This window comes from Streptomyces calidiresistens, assembly GCF_014141525.1.
Lineage (GTDB): Bacteria > Actinomycetota > Actinomycetes > Streptomycetales > Streptomycetaceae > Streptomyces > Streptomyces calidiresistens.
On the sequence record NZ_VKHS01000001.1, the window covers coordinates 1 to 18334 of the forward strand.

18 protein-coding genes are annotated in these 18334 nt (G+C 72.1%); 7 read left to right on the forward strand and 11 right to left on the reverse strand.

Going from position 1 to position 18334, the window contains the following annotated elements; all coding sequences use genetic code 11:
- Positions 1–47 precede the first annotated feature (47 nt).
- The 3 genes from FOE67_RS00005 to FOE67_RS00015 all read left to right on the forward strand — a co-directional run bounded on the left by FOE67_RS00005 (position 48) and on the right by FOE67_RS00015 (position 3131).
- Positions 48–290 carry a phosphopantetheine-binding protein gene (locus tag FOE67_RS00005; protein ID WP_182659648.1) on the forward strand — a complete coding sequence of 81 codons (243 nt, stop codon included), beginning with the start codon at positions 48–50 and terminating at the stop codon, positions 288–290.
- Positions 287–1513 carry a beta-ketoacyl-[acyl-carrier-protein] synthase family protein gene (locus tag FOE67_RS00010; protein WP_182659649.1) on the forward strand — a complete coding sequence of 409 codons (1227 nt, stop codon included), beginning with the start codon at positions 287–289 and terminating at the stop codon, positions 1511–1513. Before FOE67_RS00005 ends, FOE67_RS00010 begins: the two co-directional genes overlap by 4 nt.
- Positions 1514–1652: 139 nt before the next feature.
- Entirely contained in the window at positions 1653–3131 is a 1479-nt protein-coding gene (locus FOE67_RS00015) for an FAD/NAD(P)-binding protein (RefSeq protein WP_182659650.1), read from the forward strand.
- A gap of 115 nt (positions 3132–3246) precedes the next feature.
- Here FOE67_RS00015 and FOE67_RS00020 read toward each other — a convergent pair whose 3' ends face one another.
- Together FOE67_RS00020 and FOE67_RS00025 are read right to left on the reverse strand one after the other, a co-directional pair.
- A complete protein-coding gene (locus tag FOE67_RS00020) occupies positions 3247–3693 on the reverse strand; it encodes a hemerythrin domain-containing protein (RefSeq protein ID WP_182659651.1) in 447 nt (148 codons plus the stop codon).
- A gap of 18 nt (positions 3694–3711) precedes the next feature.
- Positions 3712–4950, reverse strand: a complete 1239-nt coding sequence (locus FOE67_RS00025; protein ID WP_182659652.1) for an MFS transporter — start codon at positions 4948–4950, stop codon at positions 3712–3714.
- A gap of 470 nt (positions 4951–5420) precedes the next feature.
- Here FOE67_RS00025 and FOE67_RS00030 point away from each other — a divergent pair, with 470 nt between their 5' ends.
- Positions 5421–5978, forward strand: a complete 558-nt coding sequence (locus FOE67_RS00030) for a vitamin K epoxide reductase family protein (RefSeq protein WP_182659653.1) — start codon at positions 5421–5423, stop codon at positions 5976–5978.
- Positions 5979–6107: 129 nt separating this feature from the next.
- Here FOE67_RS00030 and FOE67_RS00035 read toward each other — a convergent pair whose 3' ends face one another.
- From FOE67_RS00035 to FOE67_RS00060, 6 genes are all read right to left on the reverse strand, one after another.
- Complete coding sequence (locus FOE67_RS00035) at positions 6108–6881, reverse strand: class I SAM-dependent methyltransferase (protein WP_182659654.1); 774 nt, start codon at positions 6879–6881, stop codon at positions 6108–6110.
- A 219-nt stretch (positions 6882–7100) separates the two neighbouring features.
- The gene (locus FOE67_RS00040; RefSeq protein ID WP_182659655.1) at positions 7101–7442 is read right to left on the reverse strand and encodes a hypothetical protein; all 342 of its coding nucleotides are present in this window, start codon (positions 7440–7442) and stop codon (positions 7101–7103) included.
- A complete protein-coding gene (locus FOE67_RS00045; RefSeq protein WP_182659656.1) occupies positions 7408–8382 on the reverse strand; it encodes a Bug family tripartite tricarboxylate transporter substrate binding protein in 975 nt (324 codons plus the stop codon). Before FOE67_RS00045 ends, FOE67_RS00040 begins: the two co-directional genes overlap by 35 nt.
- Positions 8379–9989 carry a tripartite tricarboxylate transporter permease gene (locus tag FOE67_RS00050; RefSeq protein ID WP_182659657.1) on the reverse strand — a complete coding sequence of 537 codons (1611 nt, stop codon included), beginning with the start codon at positions 9987–9989 and terminating at the stop codon, positions 8379–8381. The genes FOE67_RS00045 and FOE67_RS00050 overlap by 4 nt, the downstream gene beginning before the upstream one ends.
- Before the next feature lie 15 nt (positions 9990–10004).
- Complete coding sequence (locus FOE67_RS00055; protein WP_182659658.1) at positions 10005–10577, reverse strand: tripartite tricarboxylate transporter TctB family protein; 573 nt, start codon at positions 10575–10577, stop codon at positions 10005–10007.
- A 21-nt stretch (positions 10578–10598) separates the two neighbouring features.
- Positions 10599–11606 carry a Bug family tripartite tricarboxylate transporter substrate binding protein gene (locus FOE67_RS00060; protein WP_228473387.1) on the reverse strand — a complete coding sequence of 336 codons (1008 nt, stop codon included), beginning with the start codon at positions 11604–11606 and terminating at the stop codon, positions 10599–10601.
- Positions 11607–11853: 247 nt separating this feature from the next.
- Here FOE67_RS00060 and FOE67_RS00065 point away from each other — a divergent pair, with 247 nt between their 5' ends.
- Both FOE67_RS00065 and FOE67_RS00070 read left to right on the forward strand, forming a co-directional pair.
- Positions 11854–13488: a sensor histidine kinase gene (locus FOE67_RS00065; RefSeq protein WP_182659659.1), complete on the forward strand. Its 1635-nt coding sequence runs from the start codon at positions 11854–11856 to the stop codon at positions 13486–13488.
- A complete protein-coding gene (locus FOE67_RS00070) occupies positions 13485–14162 on the forward strand; it encodes a response regulator (protein WP_182659660.1) in 678 nt (225 codons plus the stop codon). The genes FOE67_RS00065 and FOE67_RS00070 overlap by 4 nt, the downstream gene beginning before the upstream one ends.
- Before the next feature lie 812 nt (positions 14163–14974).
- On the opposite strand, the gene FOE67_RS00075 is transcribed toward FOE67_RS00070, so the two are convergent.
- Positions 14975–15535: a hypothetical protein gene (locus FOE67_RS00075; RefSeq protein WP_182659661.1), complete on the reverse strand. Its 561-nt coding sequence runs from the start codon at positions 15533–15535 to the stop codon at positions 14975–14977.
- 1450 nt (positions 15536–16985) lie between these two features.
- Between FOE67_RS00075 and FOE67_RS30710 the strand changes: the two genes are divergently transcribed.
- Positions 16986–17189 (forward strand): transposase, encoded by a 204-nt coding sequence (locus FOE67_RS30710; protein WP_182659662.1) that lies wholly within the window; start codon positions 16986–16988, stop codon positions 17187–17189.
- Positions 17190–17329: 140 nt separating this feature from the next.
- Here FOE67_RS30710 and FOE67_RS00085 read toward each other — a convergent pair whose 3' ends face one another.
- Positions 17330–17722, reverse strand: a complete 393-nt coding sequence (locus FOE67_RS00085) for a type II toxin-antitoxin system death-on-curing family toxin (RefSeq protein WP_182659663.1) — start codon at positions 17720–17722, stop codon at positions 17330–17332.
- A complete protein-coding gene (locus FOE67_RS00090) occupies positions 17719–17913 on the reverse strand; it encodes a ribbon-helix-helix protein, CopG family (RefSeq protein WP_180329038.1) in 195 nt (64 codons plus the stop codon). The genes FOE67_RS00085 and FOE67_RS00090 overlap by 4 nt, the downstream gene beginning before the upstream one ends.
- Positions 17914–18334 lie beyond the last annotated feature (421 nt).

Genomic DNA, 18334 nt, shown 5'->3' on the forward strand with positions numbered 1-18334 from the left:
CTCGTTGGCTCGGAGATGGGTATAAGAGACAGCCAAGGAGCCACCGCGTGAACGGTTACGAGAAGCTCAGGAACATCCTGGTCGACGAACTGAGGGTCGCCCCCGACCTGGTCAGCCCCGGGGCCTCGCTGGAGGACATCGAGTTCGACTCCCTGACCCTGGTCGAGTTGAGCCTGCTGCTGGAGCGCGACCTGGGCGTCGACATCGAGGATCACGAACTCAAGGACGTCCCGGACCTCGCGGCGATGGGACGCCTGTTGGAACAGCGCATGGCCGGTGCGGAAGCATGACACCGGCCACGGACACGGCGGTCACCGGCCTCGGCCTGGTCACCCCGGCGGGGATCGGCGTGGACCGCAACTGGGCCGTCGTCCGGGCGGCGGGCGGCACCGAGGCGGCCTTCGACGCCGAACTCGCCGACACCCCGACCCCGATGTCCTGCCGGGTGACGGGCTTCGACGCCGACCGGCTGTTGGACCCCCGCACCGCCCGGCAGATGGACCGCGCGGCGCAACTGGCCCTCGTCGCGGCCCGGGAGGCGCTCGCCGACGCCGGTCTGGACAGCTCCGGCTGGGACGGTTCCCGGGTCGGCGTGGTCCTCGGCAACGCCGGTGGTGGCCTGCCCGTCTACGAGGACCGGCACCGGGTCCTGCTGGAGGAGAAACCGCGCCGCGTCTCGCCGTTGCTGCTGCCCATGTTCCTGTCGAACATGGTGGCGGGCCGGGTGGCGCTGGACTGCGGCGCCACGGGACCGAACCTGGTGACGGCCACCGCCTGCGCCTCGGGGGCCACCGCCGTCACCGTGGCCCGCGACCTGCTCGCGCTCGGCCGCTGCGACATCGTCCTCACCGGTGGCAGCGAGGCCATGATCACCCCCCTGGTGATGTCGGGTTTCTCCTCGATGGGGGCGCTCTCCCGGCGCACCGACGACCCCCGCGGCGCCTCCCGTCCCTTCGACCGCGGGAGGGACGGGTTCGTCGCCGCCGAGGGGGCCGGGATCCTGGTCCTGGAACGCACCGCCGACGCACGGGCCCGCGGTGCCCGGGTACGGGCCCGGATCGTCGGGCACGGCACCAGCGACGACGCCCACCACGTCACCGCGCCCCATCCGACCGGCCGCGGCCTGGAACAGGCGACGCTCGCCGCCCTGACCGACGCCGGGGCGGTCCCCTCGGACGTGGACTACGTCAACGCCCACGGAACCTCCACCCCGCAGAACGACCTGGTCGAGGCCCGGACACTGCGGCGCCTGCTGCCGCACTCCCCCCGGGTCGGCTCCACCAAGGGCGTCACCGGTCACCTGCTGGGGGCCGCCGGCGCGGTGGAGGCCGCCTACACCGTGTTGGCCGTCCAGAACGGTCTGGTGCCGCCCACCGCCAACCTGGAGCACCCCGACCCCGGGATCGACCTGGACCTGCCCACCCGCCCCGTGACGGGACACATCGGGTTGGCGCTCAGCAACTCCATGGGGTTCGGCGGCCAGAACGCCGTGCTGGCCCTCGCCCCCGCGTGAGCGGGGCGCCGCCCCGACCCGGCAGGACCCCCGGGGTCGCCGAACCACCTCCGACACCGACCACGCACGAGAGGGACCGGAACCCGATGAACCACGATCCGCGGACCGCCCGCCCCCGCCGCTCCCCCGGAGCGGCGTGATGGAGAGATTGGCCGTCATCGGCGGCGGCGCCTACGGGGCGGTGTTCCTCAACATCCTCACCGAACGTCTCGCCGGAACCGGCGGCACCCCGCACATCACCGTCTTCGACTCCTCCGACTCCCCCTGGACCGGGGAGGCCTTCCGGGAGGACACCGCGCCGGGCCTGACCAACTCGCCCGCCGCGTGGATGTCCGCCTCGGCCGCCGACCCCGGCCACTACGTGCGGTGGCTCCACGAGCACCACGGCGCCACCGACGCCGACGGCGAACCCGTGGGCCCCGACACCGTGGTGCCCCGCCCCGTGTACGGGCGGTACCTGCGCGCGGTGATGGGCGAGGCGGTCACCCGCGCGGAGCGCGGGGGCGGTGCGCTGCGCCGGGTCCGGGACGGCATCCTGCGCGTCTCCGGGGAACGCGGGGCACTGCGGCTGAGCGGCACCCGCGGCGGGTACGGCCCGTTCGACCGGGTACTGGTCTGTGTCGGTCCGGGTGAGCGCCCCGACCCGTACCGGCTCTCCGGGGCCCCCGGCTACCTCCACCACCCCTACCCCCTGGGCGGGATGGCCGAACGGACGCCACCCGGCGCGCCCGTCCTGGTCATCGGAACCGGACTGACCGCGGTCGACGTCGCATTGACCCTGCTCGATCGCGACCCGGCCGGCCCGGTCACCATGGTCTCCCGCAACGGCCTGCTCCCCCCGCCCCGGGTCGCACTCGATGAGCCGTCCCCGCCCGTCCACCTCACCCGGGAGCGGCTGGACGAGGCGATCCGGGAGAGCCGGACGGACGGCGCGCTGATGTCGCGGGTCGCCGCACTGGTCGACGCCGAACTCCGGGAGCACGGGGCCGGCGCGCAGGAACTCCTTCCCGACCCCGCGGCCGGCGCGGACGCCGCCGGCCGACTGCGCAAGGCGTTGGCCGAGCCGCAGGGACGCCCCTGGCAGTCGGTTCTGGTGCACGCGGCGGCCGACCACTTCGCGCACGTCTTCCACCACCTGTCCGAGGCCGAGAAGCGGACCGTGGTCACCACCATGCACCCCCACCTGCGGAGCTTCGGCGTGCCGATTCCCCGCCGCAGCGCGGAGCGGCTGCTGGCCGCGCTGGACGGCGGGGCGCTGCGGGTGCTCCCGGGGCTCGCCTCGGTCCGCGCCGTCCCCGGCGGCTTCGAGGCGGAGACGGCCGGGGGCACCGTCACGGCGGCGGTCGCGGTCAACGCCACCAACGCCCCGGCCGAGACCTGGACGGGCGAGGCCGGCACCCTGATCGACTCGCTGGTGGCCGGCGGATACGCGCGCTCCTGCCCCCACGGCGGGCTGGAGACCGACCCGGACAACCTCCTGGTGGACGCCGGGGGACGGTCGCATCCGGACCTGGCGGCGATCGGCGCGATCACGCGCGGCTCGCACTACCTCATCGACGCGGTCGTCCTCACCAGCAGGCACTGCCTGCGCCTGCTGGACCGCTGGTACCCCGGCTGACGGTCGGAGGGCTCCTCGCGGCGAGTGCCCCGGACCCTCCCCCCCGGGGCACTCGCCGGGAGGAAGCACCACCCCCTCGAATTCACACGGGCCCCGGCGGGTGTTCGGGTCGGGGTCACGGCACCGGGCGGCCCACTCCGACGACCTCCCGGTCCCCGGGATCGGGGGGAGCCGGCGTGACCGGGGGCGCGCCGTCCCGATCCCCCTTGATGTGCTCCCCCAGCAGGTCGAGCGTCTCGATCAACCGCCCCGGCCAGGTGGGATCGCGCAGGAACGGTCCGTCCGCCTCGGAGAGCACCGCCTCGACGCGACAGTGCCCGGCTTCCGGCGCCGGGATCCTTCCGGGGAACTCCCCGGCCGGGGGCGGGAACACCTCGCCCTCCCCCACCGGGGCGTGCGGTTCGAGGACGGCGGCGATCCTCCGGGCGAGCTCCGCCATCAGCGTGACCTCGCCCTCGCGGTGGGCATCGCGCACCCGGGCGATGAGGGTGGGGAGCGTGTCGTGCTCCCGGGTCGGCTCCCCGATCACCACCGGGGCCCGACAGGCGCGACACTCGCACATCGCGTGCTCCCTCCGCAGTCAGTACGAGGGGGCGGCCACCCGCCGGGCCACCGCGTGGCGCACACCGGTGCCGGTGAGCAGGAGTGCCGCCAGGGCGACCACGGCCAGCAGCACCAGACCGATCGCGTACGAGCCGTACGCCCCGTACAGCGAGCCCATCACCAGCGGCGGCACGAACCCGCCCAGTCCTCCCGCGGCTCCGACGACACCCGTGACCGAGCCCACCCGGTCCGCCGGGGCCAACAGGGCGACCAGGGCGAACACCGCTCCGCTGCCCGCGCCGAGCGCGGCGGCCATCGCCAGGAAGGCGATCGTGCCCAGCGGCATCAGCGCCGGGGTCGACGCCTGCGCCAGGGCACCGGCGAGCACCACGCTCAGCGAACCCCCCAGCACCCGGACCGGCCCGAAGCGGTCAGAGAGCCATCCCCCGGCGGGACGCATGGCCACCGCGAGCACCACGAAACCGGCCATGCGGTGGGCCGCGTCCGCCTGCTCCAGGCCGTAGCCGGTCCGAAGGTAGGTGGGGAGGTAGACGGAGAAGGCGACGTAGCCGCCGAAGGCCACCGCGTACAGGGCCGATGCCTGCCGGGTGATGCCCAGCCGGCAGGCATCGGCCAGGCGCCGGAGCATCGGTTCACCGGGCACGGCGCGGCCGGGCGCGTCCCGCAACAGCAGCGCGGAGACCACCGCGTAGGCCGCCAGCACGGCGGCGGTGATCAGGAACGGCGTGGCCATCGCGTACGACTCGACCAATCCCACCGTCGTCAGGGCGCTGATCGCGGTGCCGCCCGTGCCGATCCCGAAGATCCCGATCGCCAGCCCTCGCCGCCCGGGCGGGAACCACGCGCTGACCAGGGGCACCCCGACCGCGAACGCGGTACCCCCGATGCCGAGGAAGAACCCGCCGATCAACAGCGCCGGGAACGAGGAATTCCCGACCAGCCCCACATACAGCACGGGCACGATGGTGGCCGCCGAGACCAGCGGGAACATCACCCGCCCCCCGAAACGGTCGGCCAGCACACCCACGGGTATCCGCCCCAGCGACCCGACCACCACCGGCACCGCCACCAGCAGCGACTGCCGGAAGGAGGACAGGTTCAGGCTCTCCCCGAACCACGGGCCGAGCGGACTGAGCAGCGCCCAGGCCCAGAAGTTGACGGCGAAACCCGCCGTGGCCAGGGCCAGCATCAGCCACGCCCGTCCGGGGACGGACCCCGCCGGTGCCTCGCTGTGGTGTCCCGACGGCTGTGTCATACCGTCCGTCCCTCCTGGTCGTGCCCGGTCGTGGCGTACGGGTGACGGTCGTCGGTCCGGAGCCGGGGGCTTCCCGAGCGGTGATCGTGAGCCGGTGCCACTATGCGCGTACCGCGTCACGGCAGGCGTGGGCCCACCGGCCCCACCGCCGGGCCCGCAGGCCCTCCGGGGCAGGGCCCGATGCCGGGTGTCACCGGCCGCGCGGGCCGGTCGGTCCCGCCCCGGGACCTTCGGCCCCGGGGCGGATCCCCCGGCCGGCGCCTAGCTTTCCGACCATGGGGAACGGTGGAAACGCGTGGGCGGGAACGCGCCGGGACCGTCCGGGGGCGGACGGCCCCGGCGCGACGGCTGTCGAGCCGGCGGATCCGGCCGGGCGACCTCGCCCCACCGGCCTCTCCGCCGCCCCCGCGTCGGGCGCCGCGGCTCCGGACGAACCGGCGGACCGGGGCGACCGGGGCATCGGGTGGGTGATGGTCCTCACGGGGATCATCGGCTGGCTCGCCTCGTTCCGGCTCGCGGTGGACGAGTGGCGGCTGCTGAAGGACCCCGACCACCGGCCCTCGTGCGACATCGACGCGGTCATCGGTTGCGTGGAGGCGATGTTCTCCCGGCAGGGCAGCGTGTTCGGCTTCCCCAACCCGATGGTGGGTCTGGGCGCCTTCGCCGTCGTGGCCGCGCTCGGTCTCGCCGTCCTCGGCGGCGCCCGCCTGAACCGATGGCTGTGGTGGGGCCTGAACGCCGGTGCCCTCGCCGGGGTGGTGTTCACCCACTGGTTCATCCACCAGTCGCTGTACGAGCTGGGTCGGCTGTGCCCGTACTGCATGGTCGTCTGGTTCGTGACCATCGCGCTGTTCTGGTACCTGACGCTGCACACCCTGCGGCACGGCATCGTCCCGGTGCCCTCCGGCGGGCGGCGTGCCCTCGCCGTGGCGCTGGAGAACCGGGCTCTCCTTCTCGCCGCCTGGTACGGCGTGATCGCGATGCTCGTTCTCACCCGTTTTTGGGAGTACTGGATCGGGCTGCTCTGACCGGGGCCGTCCCCGCCCCCCTGTGCCCCGGGACGGGTTCGGCGGGTATCCGGGAGGGGGTCGGGCGTCGAGATGACCGGGCGGGCGAGCCGCTGGCGTGGGACCGGCGGGAGAGGTGCTCCCGGAATGTCAGTCCTTCACCGCCACGAGCACGACGCTGTCCCCGACCTGCCACACCGGCGTGACGTGACGAAATCCCGCCCGCCGCAACAGTTCCGTGTGCCGGTGCACGGAAAGGTCCCGATTGCCCTCACCGTGCTCGGCGTCGAAGGAGGGACGGCTCCGCTCCCGCCGCTCGAACAACTCGGCGAGTTCCGGGTCCGCGGCCGCCGCCTTCCACCAGGCCTCCCAGTCCTCATCACCGTGTCCACCCGCCCGCTCGGTCCGGCGACGTCCCACCACTGCGGTGAGGTCCGAACAGGACCGCTCCTCCGGCGGGAAATGATCCCCGTTGATCAACGCCCCGCCGGGACGGAGGAGAGCCGCGAGGTCCCGATAGGTCCGCAGCAGGACGGGGACGGGAAGGTAGTGCAGGGCCGTCGTGGAGACGGCGAGATCCGGAGCGCGGCCCGGGGCCAGGGCATCGGTCCAGCCATCCCGACCGATCACCGCGTCCACGTACCGGGCGGCATCCCCGTGGTGGGCGCGCGCCAGCTCCAGCAGGAGCGGATCCGTGTCCACCGCGATGATCTCCGCCCTCGGCAGGCGACGGGCGAGCCGGGCGGCCATGGAGCCGGGACCGCACCCGAGATCGAGCAGGAGCGGCCGGTCACGCCCGGCACAAAGGTGCTCCACCACATCGGAGATCACCGTGAACCGCTCCTCCCGGTCCACCGCGTACCGCCGCTGCTGCCGTTCCCAGCGCTCCACCCACATCCCGGCCGTCTCCCCTCTCACACCCATCGCCCGTCCTCCCCTTCGATTCCCCGACCGTCGTGACCACCCCAATCTACAGGTGAAAACGATTATCAATAACTTTTCTCCTCGATGGCCCGCCCGCGACACCCCACCCGGCTCCGGTGCCGGGGCGGGGTCCGGGCTCGGGCCGGTCGTGGGCCCTTCTCCCGGCAGACGTGGAGGGTCCAGCCACTGAAACGCCGGCCGGAGGCCGTGCGCCGCGCCTCACCCGCGTGGTGGACACCGACCCCGGAGGCCATCGGCTCCGTCGACGCCGTGGTGCGCACGGGTGGCGAGCATCCGGAAGCGGACCGTGGCCCGGTCTCCGTGCGGATCGGTCAGGCAGGTGGAGGACAGGGGGGTGCGGTCGAACTTCGCTTCGGCCCGGAGGTGGAAGGCCGCGAGGGGCTCGACGCCCTCGATGTCGCCGATGGGGAGCGTCGGGCGGGCGTCGTCGGTGAAGACCGTGCTCGGCCGGGAGGCGTCGGTACCGGGGAGGGGCCCTCGGCCGCCCGGCCCCCTCCACACGCCGCTACCGGCCCAGCCCGAGACCGTCCAGCACCTCACCCACCCGACGTTCCTCCTCCGCCAGGAACGCCGCGAACCCCTCGCCCGGGAGGTAGGAGTCGCTCCATCCGTTGTCGCGGAGGGTTCGCTGCCACTGATCGGTCCGGCGCAGCCGCTCCAGCAACCCGATGAGTTCCTCGCGCCGCCCCTCCTCCAGGCCCGGCGGGGCCAGCAGGCCCCGCCAGTTGACGACCTCCAGGTCCAGCCCCTCCTGACGCAGCGTCGGGGCGTCGATGCCGTCCACCGGCTCCGCGCCCGTGACGGCCAGCACCCGCAGCTCACCGGCCGCGATGGCGTGCCGGAACTCGCTGATGCCGGTCATCGCGAAATCCACCCGGTGGCTGAGGACGGCCGCCAGCAGCTCCCCGCCGCCGTCGTAGCGTTCGTGGACCACCTCGACGGGCTCCAGTCCGGCCGCCTCGGCGGTCAGCATCAACGCCAGGTGGTCGGGGCCGCCGGGGTGGGAACCCACCCCCGCCGCCAGCGTGCCGCGCCGCCAGTCCGCCAGCAGCTCCGACAGCGACGTGTGGGGGGAGTCCCCGGCGACCACCACCGCCTCCGGCTCGTCGATCAGCCGCGCCAGCGGGGTGGCGTCGGCGATCGCGCCGGAACCACCGGAGCCGCCGGACACCTGCGCGGAACCCACGAGGCCGAGCCCCATCTGCAGGAGCAGCCGGTCGTTGCCCCCCTCGTGCAGCAGCCGGGTCAGGGCCACGCCCCCGGCCGCCCCGGTGAGGTGGAAGACCTCCACGTCCTCGACCAGTCCGGAGTCCCGCAGGGCCACGGCGGTGCTGCGCGCCGTGAAGTCGTAGCCGCCCCCCGCCGGGGTGGGCACCATCAGCCGCAGGGGTTCCGGGGGCGGGCTCCCCGTCGCGCACCCGGGGACCAGGAGCAGGCAGGCGATGGCCGCGCACACGCCGCGCGGCCATCGCCTGGTCATCCGTTCCCGCCTTCCCGGGGTTCCCGTCCGGCCCCGGGCTCCTCCGTCGTACCGGCCGTTCCCCCCGTCCGGGCGTCACCCGGCCGGGCCCCATCGTGGGCCCGCTCCGCCGCCCCGCGCAAGGCCCGCGCCCGTCGGCGCCGCCACACCCCGACCAGCGGGGCCAGCAGGGAGAGGGCGGCCAGGGCGAGCAGCGTGGCGGAGATCGGCTTGGTCACGAACACGGTGAAGTCGCCGGAGGAGATCAGCAACGCCTGCCGCATGGAGCGTTCCATCAGCCCGCCGAGGATCAATCCCAGGATCAGTGGCGCGGCGGGGAAGCCGTTGGTGCGCATCAGGAAGCCCAGCAGGCCGAACCCGACCAGCAGCCACAGGTCGAAGACGCCGAAGCTCTGCCCGTACACGCCCACCACGCAGAACACCACGATGAGGGGGAGCAACAGGGCCTGCGGGGTTCTCAGGACGCGGGCGAACAGGGGGATCAGCGGCAGGTTGAGGATCAGCAGCACGAGGTTGCCGATGTACATGCTGGCGATCAGGCCCCAGAAGATCTCGGGGCGTTCGTCCAGCATCAGCGGCCCCGGCTGGACGCCGAGGACCAGCAGGGCCCCGAGCAGGATCGCGGTGGTGCCGGAGCCGGGCACGCCGAGGGTCATCAGGGGCACGAAGGAGCCCACGGCGGCGCCGTTGTTGGCGGACTCCGGGGCGGCGACGCCCTTGATGTTGCCCTCGCCGAAGGTCTTGCCGTCCCTGGCGACGCGCTTCTCCATGGCGTAGGAGAGGAACGAGGCCACGGTGGCCCCGGCGCCCGGCAGGACCCCGGTGAAGAAGCCGAGGACCGAGCCCCGGGCCGTGGGGCCGCCGATGGTCCGGAGTTCGCGACGGGAGAGCCGCAGCGAGGTGACGGTGGCGTCCGGGGCGGGCGCGCCGCGGCGGGTCACCATGACGAAGACCTCCGCCAGGGCGAACACCCCGAGGGCCACGATGAGGAACTCGACCCCCTCGTACAGTTCGGAACTGCCGAAGGTGAACCGCAGCGTGGCCGTCTGGGAGTCGATGCCGACGAGGGCGATCATCACGCCCACGGTCGCCGAGATCAGGCCCTTGGTGAGATCGACCCCGGAGAGCGAGACCACCGCCGTCAGACCGAGCACCATCAGGGCGAAGTACTCCGCCGGGCCGAAGCTCACCGTGAGGGCGGAGAGCGTGGGCGCGACCAGCATGAGTCCGATGACGCCGACGGTGCCGCCGGCGAAGGAGGCCACGGCCGCCACCGACAGGGCCTTGCCCGCCTGTCCCCGGCGGGCGAGTGGATAGCCGTCGAACGAGGTCGCGACCGTTCCCGCGACACCGGGGGCGTTGAGCAGGATGGAGGACGTGGAGCCGCCGAAGATCGCGCCGTAGTAGACGCCGGCGAGCATGATGATGGCCGAGGCCGGGTCGAGGGTGAAGGCGATGGGGATCATCAGGGCGATGGCGCTCATCGGCCCCAGCCCGGGCAGCATGCCGATGACCGTGCCGATCAGCACGCCGAGGAAGACGAAGGCCAGGTTCTGGGGGGTGAGGGCGACCCCGAACCCGTAGACGATGTGGTGGAGGGTTTCCATCGAGGGCTCCGTGGCTCAGAAGGGCAGCGGCCCGGTCGGCAGGGCGATGTCCAGCCCCCGGGACATGCCGAGATGGAGAGCGAGGGAGACGCCCGCGCCGGTGAGCGCGCCGGCCCAAGGTCGTCCGAGGCCGAGGTACCAGGCCATGCCCGCGATGTAGAGGGCCGTGGAGAGCAGGAAACCGAGCGGCTCGAACAGCGCGACGTACAGGCAGATGGAGCCGAGCAGCGCGGCCACCTCCAGCCGGACGTCACGGAACCGCCCCGGGGCCGGGACACGCCCCCCGGGCGCGGGGGGCGCCTCCGGTGTGGTGGCCGCCCCGGACCCGTCCCCCTCACCCGGAGCGGACGCGGTAACGGAAGCGGGTGCGGGAGAAGGGGAAGGGCCGGCCCCGCCGTCGCGCCGGAAGAACAGCACGACGGCGAGACCGAGCAGCATCAGGCCCAGCCCCCGGGGCAGGGTGCCGGACTGCACCGGAACCTGCACCGCGGTGAACTCGGGGATGCGAAAGGCTTCCACCGTGTAGGCGATCGCCAACACCCCGACGGCGACCGCCACGGTGCGTTGCGAGAAACGGAAGGACCCCATGGCCGTTGTTTCCTCCGCCGCCTACTTCTTCAGACCGATATCGGTCAGGATTCCGGAGAGCTCCTCGTACTGGCCGTCCAGGAATTCCCCGAACTCGGCGCTGCCGGCGAAGTCGTGGACCCAGCCGAGTTTCTCGGTCTCCTGCTTCCAGGCGTCCAGCTCCGTCATCTCGGCGAAGGCGTCCTCGTAATAGGCGACCTGCTCCTCGGTCATCCCCGGGGCACCCATCACGCCGCGCCAGATCTCGAAGACGTAGTCGATGCCCTGTTCGCCGAGGGTCTCGGTGTCCGGCAGGGTTCCGACGCGTTCGTCGCCGGAGATCGCCAGGACCCGCAGATCACCGGAGGCCACCAGGGCCCGGGCTTCCGAGGCCCCGGACACTGCCGCCTGGACGTGTCCGCCGAGCAACGCGGTCATGGCCTCGCCCCCGCCGTCGAAGGGCACGTACCTCACCGTGGACGGGTCCGCTCCCCCGGCCTGCACGGCCCCGGCCAGTCCGACATGGTCCATCGAGCCGGGGCCCGAACCCCCGGCCACGCTCAGCGAGCCGGGATCGTCGCGCACCTCCTCCACGAGGTCGGCGAAGGTCGTCAACGGGGAGTCCGCCCTGACCAGGTAGGCCAGCGGCTCACCGGCCAGGCGGGCGATCGGGGTGAAGTCGGTGTGGTCGAAGTCCGACTCCCCGGCCAGCGGCACCAGCAGGATGGGCGGGCTCGTGACGAACAGCGTGTGCGGGTCCCCCTCCTTGCCCGCCACGTGGGCCCACCCGATGGCCCCGCCGCCACCCGGCTTGTTCACCACCCGCATCGGGCGGTTGATCACATCGTTCTCCTCCAGCACCCGGGCACTGGTGCGGGCCAGGGTGTCCCACCCGCCGCCGGTGTTGGCGGGGGCGATGTACTCGATGGGCTTGTCGGGCTGCCAGCCGTCGCCGGCGGCCGCCTCGCCGGTGCCGGCGCAGGCCGTCAGCAGCAGGGCGGAGGCGGAGGCCACCGCCAGGGCGGCGACGCGGATTCTCGGTCGGGTCATGGTTCCTCCGGAGCGACTCGGTGCCCGCCGGCGGGGAACGCGGCGGACGTGGCGGCCAGGAAACAGGCGCTTCACACTCCGGAAAAGAGGCCCGTCGCTTCTGCGCTTATCGAAGGAAACGAAGCTTGTGAACATTGTGTTCACCGGATCCGGGTGGCCCCGGATATCGACCCGGCGCCCGCCCGCGGTGAGAATGTCGGACACCGCCGCGACCCCGGCGGTGGCACGAGCCGAAGGGAGAGGGCCCATGCGGAACCACCGGGCCTCCCGGCCGGGACGCCGGCTCGCCCTCTCGCGGCTCTCCCTCACCGGTCAGTTCCTCGCCCTGCAGCTGGGGCTGATCGTGATCGTCCTCGGGGTGATCGCCGCCGTCTCCGTCGCCCGGGCCGACGCCGAGTTCCGGCGGACCGAGTCCCGGCGGCTGTTGAGCGTCGCCGAGACCGTGGCCTCCCAGGACGCGGTGCGCGTCGGGCTGGGCGACCCCGGCCGGCAGGGCATCCTGCAGCCGACCGCCGAGGCCGCCCGATCCGTCTCCGGTGCCTCCAGCGTGGAGATCACCGGCACCGACCGGCGCGTCCTCACCTCCGCCCACCCCCCGGCCATCGGCCGCGAGCTGCCGCTGGGGGACAGTCGGGTCTTCGAGGGTCGCTCCTGGACGGGCGTCGTCACCGACGGCGGCCGGACGTCCGTCGTCGCCCACGTTCCGGTCTTCTCCGCCGAGGGCCGCCTCCTCGGAGCCGTGGGCGTCGGCCGCGAACACCCGGGGCTCGGCGACCGCATCGCCGCCGCCACCCCCCACCTGCTGCTCTACCTGGGGTTGGCCGGCGTGCTCGGGACCATCGGCTCCTTCCTGCTGGCCCGCCGCATCAAGAAACAGACCCTCGGGCTGGAACCGGAGGAGATCACCTCCCTGGTGGAGCACCGCGAGGCGATGCTCCACGGCATCAAGGAAGGGGTCGTGGGTCTGGACCGCCACCACCGCATCACCCTCGCCAACGACACCGCCCGACAACTGCTGCGGCTGCCGGCGGACGCGGCCGGTCGAACCCTGGAGGACCTGGCGGTCGAGCCCCGCCTGTACGACGTGCTCACCGGGCGGGCCACCGGCCGGGACCAACTGGTCATCGCCGGCGAGCGGATGCTCACCCTCAACCGGATGCCGCTGATCACCCGCGATCGATCCATCGGGTCCGTCACCACCATGCGTGATCTCACCGAACTCGCCGCACTCCAGCACCAGTTGGAGACCACCCGCAGCGCCACGAACACCCTGCGCGCCCAGGCGCACGAGTTCTCCAACCAACTCCACGTCATCGCCGGGCTGATCGAACTGGGCGAGTACCCGGAGGTCTCCCGCTACGTGCGGGGCATCAGCGGCACCCGCACCCGCCGCACCTCGGAGGTGATCTCCAAGGTCGCCGACCCCTCCCTGGCGGCCCTGCTCATCGCCAAGGCCAGCCTCGCCGCCGAACAGGGGGCCGTCCTGCGGCTCACCGGGGACAGCGCGCTCGGTCCCCTTCCCGAAACCCTCGCCGCCGACCTCGTCACGGTCACCGGCAATCTCGTCGACAACGCCCTGGACGCCGTCCGCGGCGCCGGGCCCGGCGGCCGGGTCGAGGTCCGACTGGCCGACGACTCCACCGCCGTGCGCCTGGAGGTCACCGACTCCGGTCCCGGTGTGGCCCCCGAACTCGCCGAGGAGGTCTTCCGGCACGGCTTCACCACCAAGGCCGCCGACGACGTCTCGCGCGGTCTCGGCCTGGCCATCACCCGGATGATCTGCACCCGCCGCGGCGGCCACGTCACGGTCGAGGGCCCCCGCTTCCGCGCCGAAATCCCCCGCACCCGTGCCGAGCACGCCGAGGAGGTGACCACGCCGTGATCCGCGTCCTGGTCGTCGACGACGACTTCATGGTGGCCCGGCTGCACAGCAAACTCGTCGCCCGCACCCCCGGGTTCACCGTGGTCGGCGAGGCCCGCACCGGCGCGGAGGCGCTCACCGCCATCCGCGAGCTGTGCCCCGACCTGGTGCTCCTGGACATCTACCTGCCGGACATCAGCGGCCTGGAGGTGCTGCGCTCCCTGCGCGGGGCGGACTCCCGGGCCGCCTCCGAAACCGATGTCCTGGTCATCACCGCCGCCCGGGACGCGGAGACCGTCCGCGGGGTCCTGCGCGGAGGGGCCGTCCACTACATCATCAAACCCTTCGATGTCCCGGTTCTCCAGGAACACCTGCGCCGCTACGCCGAGCGCCACCGTGAGCTGGCGTCCATCGCCGTCCCCGGCCAGGGGGACGTGGACCGTGTCTTCGGCACCGCTCCGTTGCCGGCCCGGCTGCCCAAGGGCGTCGCCGAACAGACCGTCGAACTGGTCCGGGGCATCCTCGCCGCCGCCCCGGCCGGCCTCTCGGCCACCGAGTGCGCCGCCCGGACCGGTCTCTCCCGCGTCAGTGCCCGCCGTTACCTGGAGTACTTCACCACCACCGGCCGGGCCGCGGTCAGCCTCCGATACGGCGCCACCGGCCGGCCCGAGCGCCTCTACCGCTGGACGGAATGATCCTCCGGGCCGCAACCGAACCCGAGGTCCTGCCGCACCTCCCGCGCTCCGGGGAGCCCCGGGCCGGACCTTCCCCCAGCGGTGGTCACCCGCTTCACCGTGACGGAGCGGGACCTCCCGCGCGGGAGCGGATTCGAGAGCGGTGCCCGCGGCGTCGACGGTGGCGTCCCCGGGTTCCGCGGCCACGCCCGGCTCGAGCCCCCGGGCCGGGGGCCGGGCGACCGTTGGACACCGTCTCGGTCGTGGTCAGCGGCCATACCCTCCCCCTCCACTCACCTCCGGGTCGGCGAACCGTTCCCGGAGGAGGAAACCGGCCCGGTGAAACGGAGTTCGGTGGGAGAACGGCGGGTTGGGGCACCCCGACACCTGCCACTCGTCCCGCTCCACCGGCCCCCTGCCGGTCTCACCGGGGCGCCCGTCACGAAGACTCCCGTGGAAACCGGGAGCACGGTGGTCCCCTCCCCCGGCGGAGCCGGTGTCCGGGAAAACCATCCGGCCCCCGGGTCGACCCGGCCGGGGCATCCGTCGACGGCAAGGGGCGCACCGGGCGATCGCGGCACCGCGGGGGGCGCTCCGGACCGGTACCGATCGCCACCGCCCGGGGAATCACCCCGCGCTTCATCACGAGGACCCCGCCCTCACCCCTTTCCCACCGATTCCCGCCATCCCGGGCGCACCCGTCGAGAGGATCGCGCGGGTGGCCTCGATTGCGACCTCCCCTCTTCATCGGGAAGCCCGGACGGAAATCCCACTCGTGGCCCCCGACAGCACTTGACGTGATGCCCCTCGCCGCACCGACCGACTTCACCGACTCACACGAAAACCACGAAGTAGAAAAATACATACAACACAGGCATTCCGATCGGAGGAATGAGCCAACCATGCCGCAGGGGCCGATGGTTCGGCAGTCCTCCGCCTCTCAACTTCCTCCGCACCCTCCCGGCATTTCGTGCATCCAGAAATTTGCGGCGTGCACGACCCGCCCTGACGTACTGCACGAACCCCATGACCAGGAAAGGGGAGAAGAGGGACAAAAACACAGAAAGTGCGAGGTCGAAAGAGGCTCCGACTGTCGCGTCGAGCAGCATGGCGAGGAGAATGCTCCCCCCACAGAGAACTCCCCACACCCGGGCCGCCCCACAAAACAAATCCTCAGCCTCCGAAACGCTCACTTCGCCGCCCCGGGCTCGACGCAGCCCTTGGGAGAGTGGACGGGGGTTCTCTCGCGCCGCCTCTTTCAGGTGGGACATCGGGGTTCTCACGGGAATTCGAACAAAAATCCCCAGGAGGATGTCCATCACCTGCACCGGAAGCACTTCGACGAAGTAGACGAACCGGCCGAAAATCGGGGTTCCTTCGGGACCCGACACCACGGAAGGCACTGTGAACCCCACATTCGGGAAGAGCCGGACAAGTGACACCCACCCCACATGGCCACATGGCGGATACACCACCGATCCGGCCGACCCCGCGGACGGCGGCGACGCCACGAGTCCCGGTCACCGTACGCGCCACACCCGGCGACCACTCCCCCACAGGCAAAGTTACCGCGATCGACACGGCGGAAAACCCGATGATTCCCCACCGGGACTTCACCCTCCCGAGAGGTTCCCGCTGGTCCGCTCACCCCTGATTCGCAACATCCGTGGATGATTTCGGAGACATGCCCCCTTCGCAACGTTTTTCCATCCGGTCAACCCGTCGGCCGATTCCCCGGTGAAAGCGGGGAGGGCAGTCGGCATTCTCGCTTGCAATGGTCCTGGATCGCGTTCCGTGTGGTGAATCCGTGTCAGGGCCTGCCGGTAGTCCCACAGGGTCATGGGTGGTCCGCTGAGCGCGAGACCGCTTCCCGTATCGGTGAACACGTGGACGGCCAGCGCGCAGAGAGCCGCCATGTCCCCGAATGTCGATACTCCATACGAGAAGACGAACGCGGTGAGTCGGCCGGCACGCAGCCCTCGTGCGTGGTCGTCCCCTCCGTCGGACCCGGACTCGGCGGCGGCCTCCGATACTTCCGACACACCCCACCGCGCTCCTTCCATTCCGGCGTCCGGAGGCGAGAGCACTCCGCCCCCGCGGCGGCCACGGTTCTGTCCGTCCGCCACGCCTCAGGGCCGTGGCAACGGGCCTTCCGTGGCCGGCGGACCGTCCGCAGCAGCCGGTGCGAGGCGCTCGTCGAGAGGGCAGCACATTCGCCGAGGACGGGATTGCGCAGAACGTCCAACAGCTTCACCTGCACGTCCAAGACGCGACGGAGTCCGACGATAATCCGCATGGCGGTCATTGAACCGTTCCGGGCTCGGTGGAGACTTCAGATTGTGGTTGCAACCCGGGGTTGCGCGGTAGTGGTTGGTCTCGTATTCGACGGGTGGGATGTGCCCTGTTTCACCGTGGAGTCGGCGGTGGTGGTACCAGTCGATCCACTCGACGGTGGCGAGTTCTCTCCGGGAGAGGGTTCGCCGGACCGGAATAAACCGATCCGAGACGTTCCAGGGGCGGGAAGCCCACCCCCCGCCCTCTGACCCATGGGAGGACGACGATGGGACCGGTGGTCAAGTTGCCATCGGCCGCCCCCACGGCGGACCGACCACCGGGACCCACCTCGCGGCCGACGGGCGCCGCCGTCCGATGGTGTTGCCTCACCCCGGGCCGGGCTGCGGACGCGCCCGCCTTCCCCGAGGTCATGGCCCGCCTGCGCGTCCCCGTCGGTGCGGATGCCCCGCACCGGGCCGGATGCGGTCCCGGCGGACGAGGCGTATTCCTCTCGCGCCATCCGTGAGCACCCCCGCGAACGCGGAATCCGCGCGGTCATTCCCCTCCCCGATGACCGGAAAGCCCACCGGAGGCACCGCGGCGGCCGGGGCGGCGGCCTTCGACCGCGAGGCATACCAGCAGCGCAACACGGTCGAGCGGCGCATCAACCGGCTCGAGCAGTGGCGCGGCATCGCCACCGGCCACGAGAAGACCGCCACGATCCACCGGGCCGGACTCCACATCGCCGGCATCTTCCTCCGGTCCGCACGATGATCGAAACGAAACGGCCCAGCCACCGGAACCACGCCCTTGCGCGAGCCCACCCGCGTTCACTCCGGACGCCGAGCCCCGGGCCACCCCTCCGGCGGTCCAGCGCCGGACACACGAGGCCCCGGCCCTCACGTCGTCGTGCTTCAGGAAGCGGGGAACCACACCGTGAGGCGTTTGGCGATGACCGGGACATCGATGGTGTCCTGCGCGACATCCTCGACGAACGGTCCGGCGATGGAGGCGGGCGGCGGGGCGATACCGGTGCCGGCGCCGTTGAGCCGCAGGAAGACGCGCATGGCGAGCCAGGCGGTGCGCTTGTTGCCATCGATCAGCGCGTGATTTCGGGCAACGGAGTGCAACAGGGCCGCTGCCTTGTCGTGCAACCCGGGATACAGCTCGGCCCCGAACACGTTGGTCCGGGGCCGTTCGATCGCCGACACCAAAAGCCCCATGTCCCGCACACTGTGCTCGGTGTCGTTGACCGCGCGGGCGATGGCCAGGATCTCGTCGATCTGGAGGTAACGCACTCCGGTCACTTCAGGTAGTCCAGGATCTCCGCATCGCTGTCCATGAGTTCGGCCAGGACGTCATCGACCTTCAACTCGGCCCGATTCTGGGCGTCCCGGATGGCCTCGATGGCGAGCTCCTGCTTGCTGCGGCCCTCGCGACGAGCACGCTCGGTGAGCTTCGCGTCGAGGTCCTCGGGGAGTCGAAGTGTCATCGCCATACCGCGATGATACCTGGCTGGTATCTGTTCGGCGAAGTGATGCCCGTGCCGCCTCGGGCCACGTTCACCCCGCCGTGACGCCGCGCCGAATCTGCTGCGCCGGGCGGCGTCGGACAGCCGAAATGATCACGCGGCCGACCACGTGCGGGGCAGGGAGATCGATGACGATGAGGGCAGCCACATGTTGCGGATCATCCGCGGGGGCACCGGGCCGTTGGTGCCCCGAAGGTATGACGTGACGGTGCTGCCGGCGGGCCGCAACGCGGGCGGAAGCGAACAACGACGGTGTCACGAGGCAGGCGCCGGGCTTCAGGAACCGGGCCACGGGGCACAGCCGCACCCGATGGCAGGCGGCCGGGTGCGCCGGCGAGACGGAGAGTCCTTTCCGCACACATCATGCGCCGGGTGGAGGCCCGCCACC

Bases quoted from the DNA above. Each gene is read 5' to 3' on its own strand.
- FOE67_RS00010 (WP_182659649.1), top strand. From the start codon at position 287: ATGACACCGGCCACGGACACGGCGGTCACCGGCCTCGGCCTGGTCACC.
- FOE67_RS00015 (WP_182659650.1), top strand. From the start codon at position 1,653: ATGGAGAGATTGGCCGTCATCGGCGGCGGCGCCTACGGGGCGGTGTTC.
- FOE67_RS00020 (WP_182659651.1), bottom strand. From the start codon at position 3,693: ATGTGCGAGTGTCGCGCCTGTCGGGCCCCGGTGGTGATCGGGGAGCCG.
- FOE67_RS00025 (WP_182659652.1), bottom strand. From the start codon at position 4,950: ATGACACAGCCGTCGGGACACCACAGCGAGGCACCGGCGGGGTCCGTC.
- FOE67_RS00030 (WP_182659653.1), top strand. From the start codon at position 5,421: ATGGTCCTCACGGGGATCATCGGCTGGCTCGCCTCGTTCCGGCTCGCG.
- FOE67_RS00035 (WP_182659654.1), bottom strand. From the start codon at position 6,881: ATGGGTGTGAGAGGGGAGACGGCCGGGATGTGGGTGGAGCGCTGGGAA.
- FOE67_RS00045 (WP_182659656.1), bottom strand. From the start codon at position 8,382: ATGACCAGGCGATGGCCGCGCGGCGTGTGCGCGGCCATCGCCTGCCTG.
- FOE67_RS00050 (WP_182659657.1), bottom strand. From the start codon at position 9,989: ATGGAAACCCTCCACCACATCGTCTACGGGTTCGGGGTCGCCCTCACC.
- FOE67_RS00055 (WP_182659658.1), bottom strand. From the start codon at position 10,577: ATGGGGTCCTTCCGTTTCTCGCAACGCACCGTGGCGGTCGCCGTCGGG.
- FOE67_RS00060 (WP_228473387.1), bottom strand. From the start codon at position 11,606: ATGACCCGACCGAGAATCCGCGTCGCCGCCCTGGCGGTGGCCTCCGCC.
- FOE67_RS00065 (WP_182659659.1), top strand. From the start codon at position 11,854: ATGCGGAACCACCGGGCCTCCCGGCCGGGACGCCGGCTCGCCCTCTCG.
- FOE67_RS30710 (WP_182659662.1), top strand. From the start codon at position 16,986: ATGACCGGAAAGCCCACCGGAGGCACCGCGGCGGCCGGGGCGGCGGCC.
- FOE67_RS00090 (WP_180329038.1), bottom strand. From the start codon at position 17,913: ATGGCGATGACACTTCGACTCCCCGAGGACCTCGACGCGAAGCTCACC.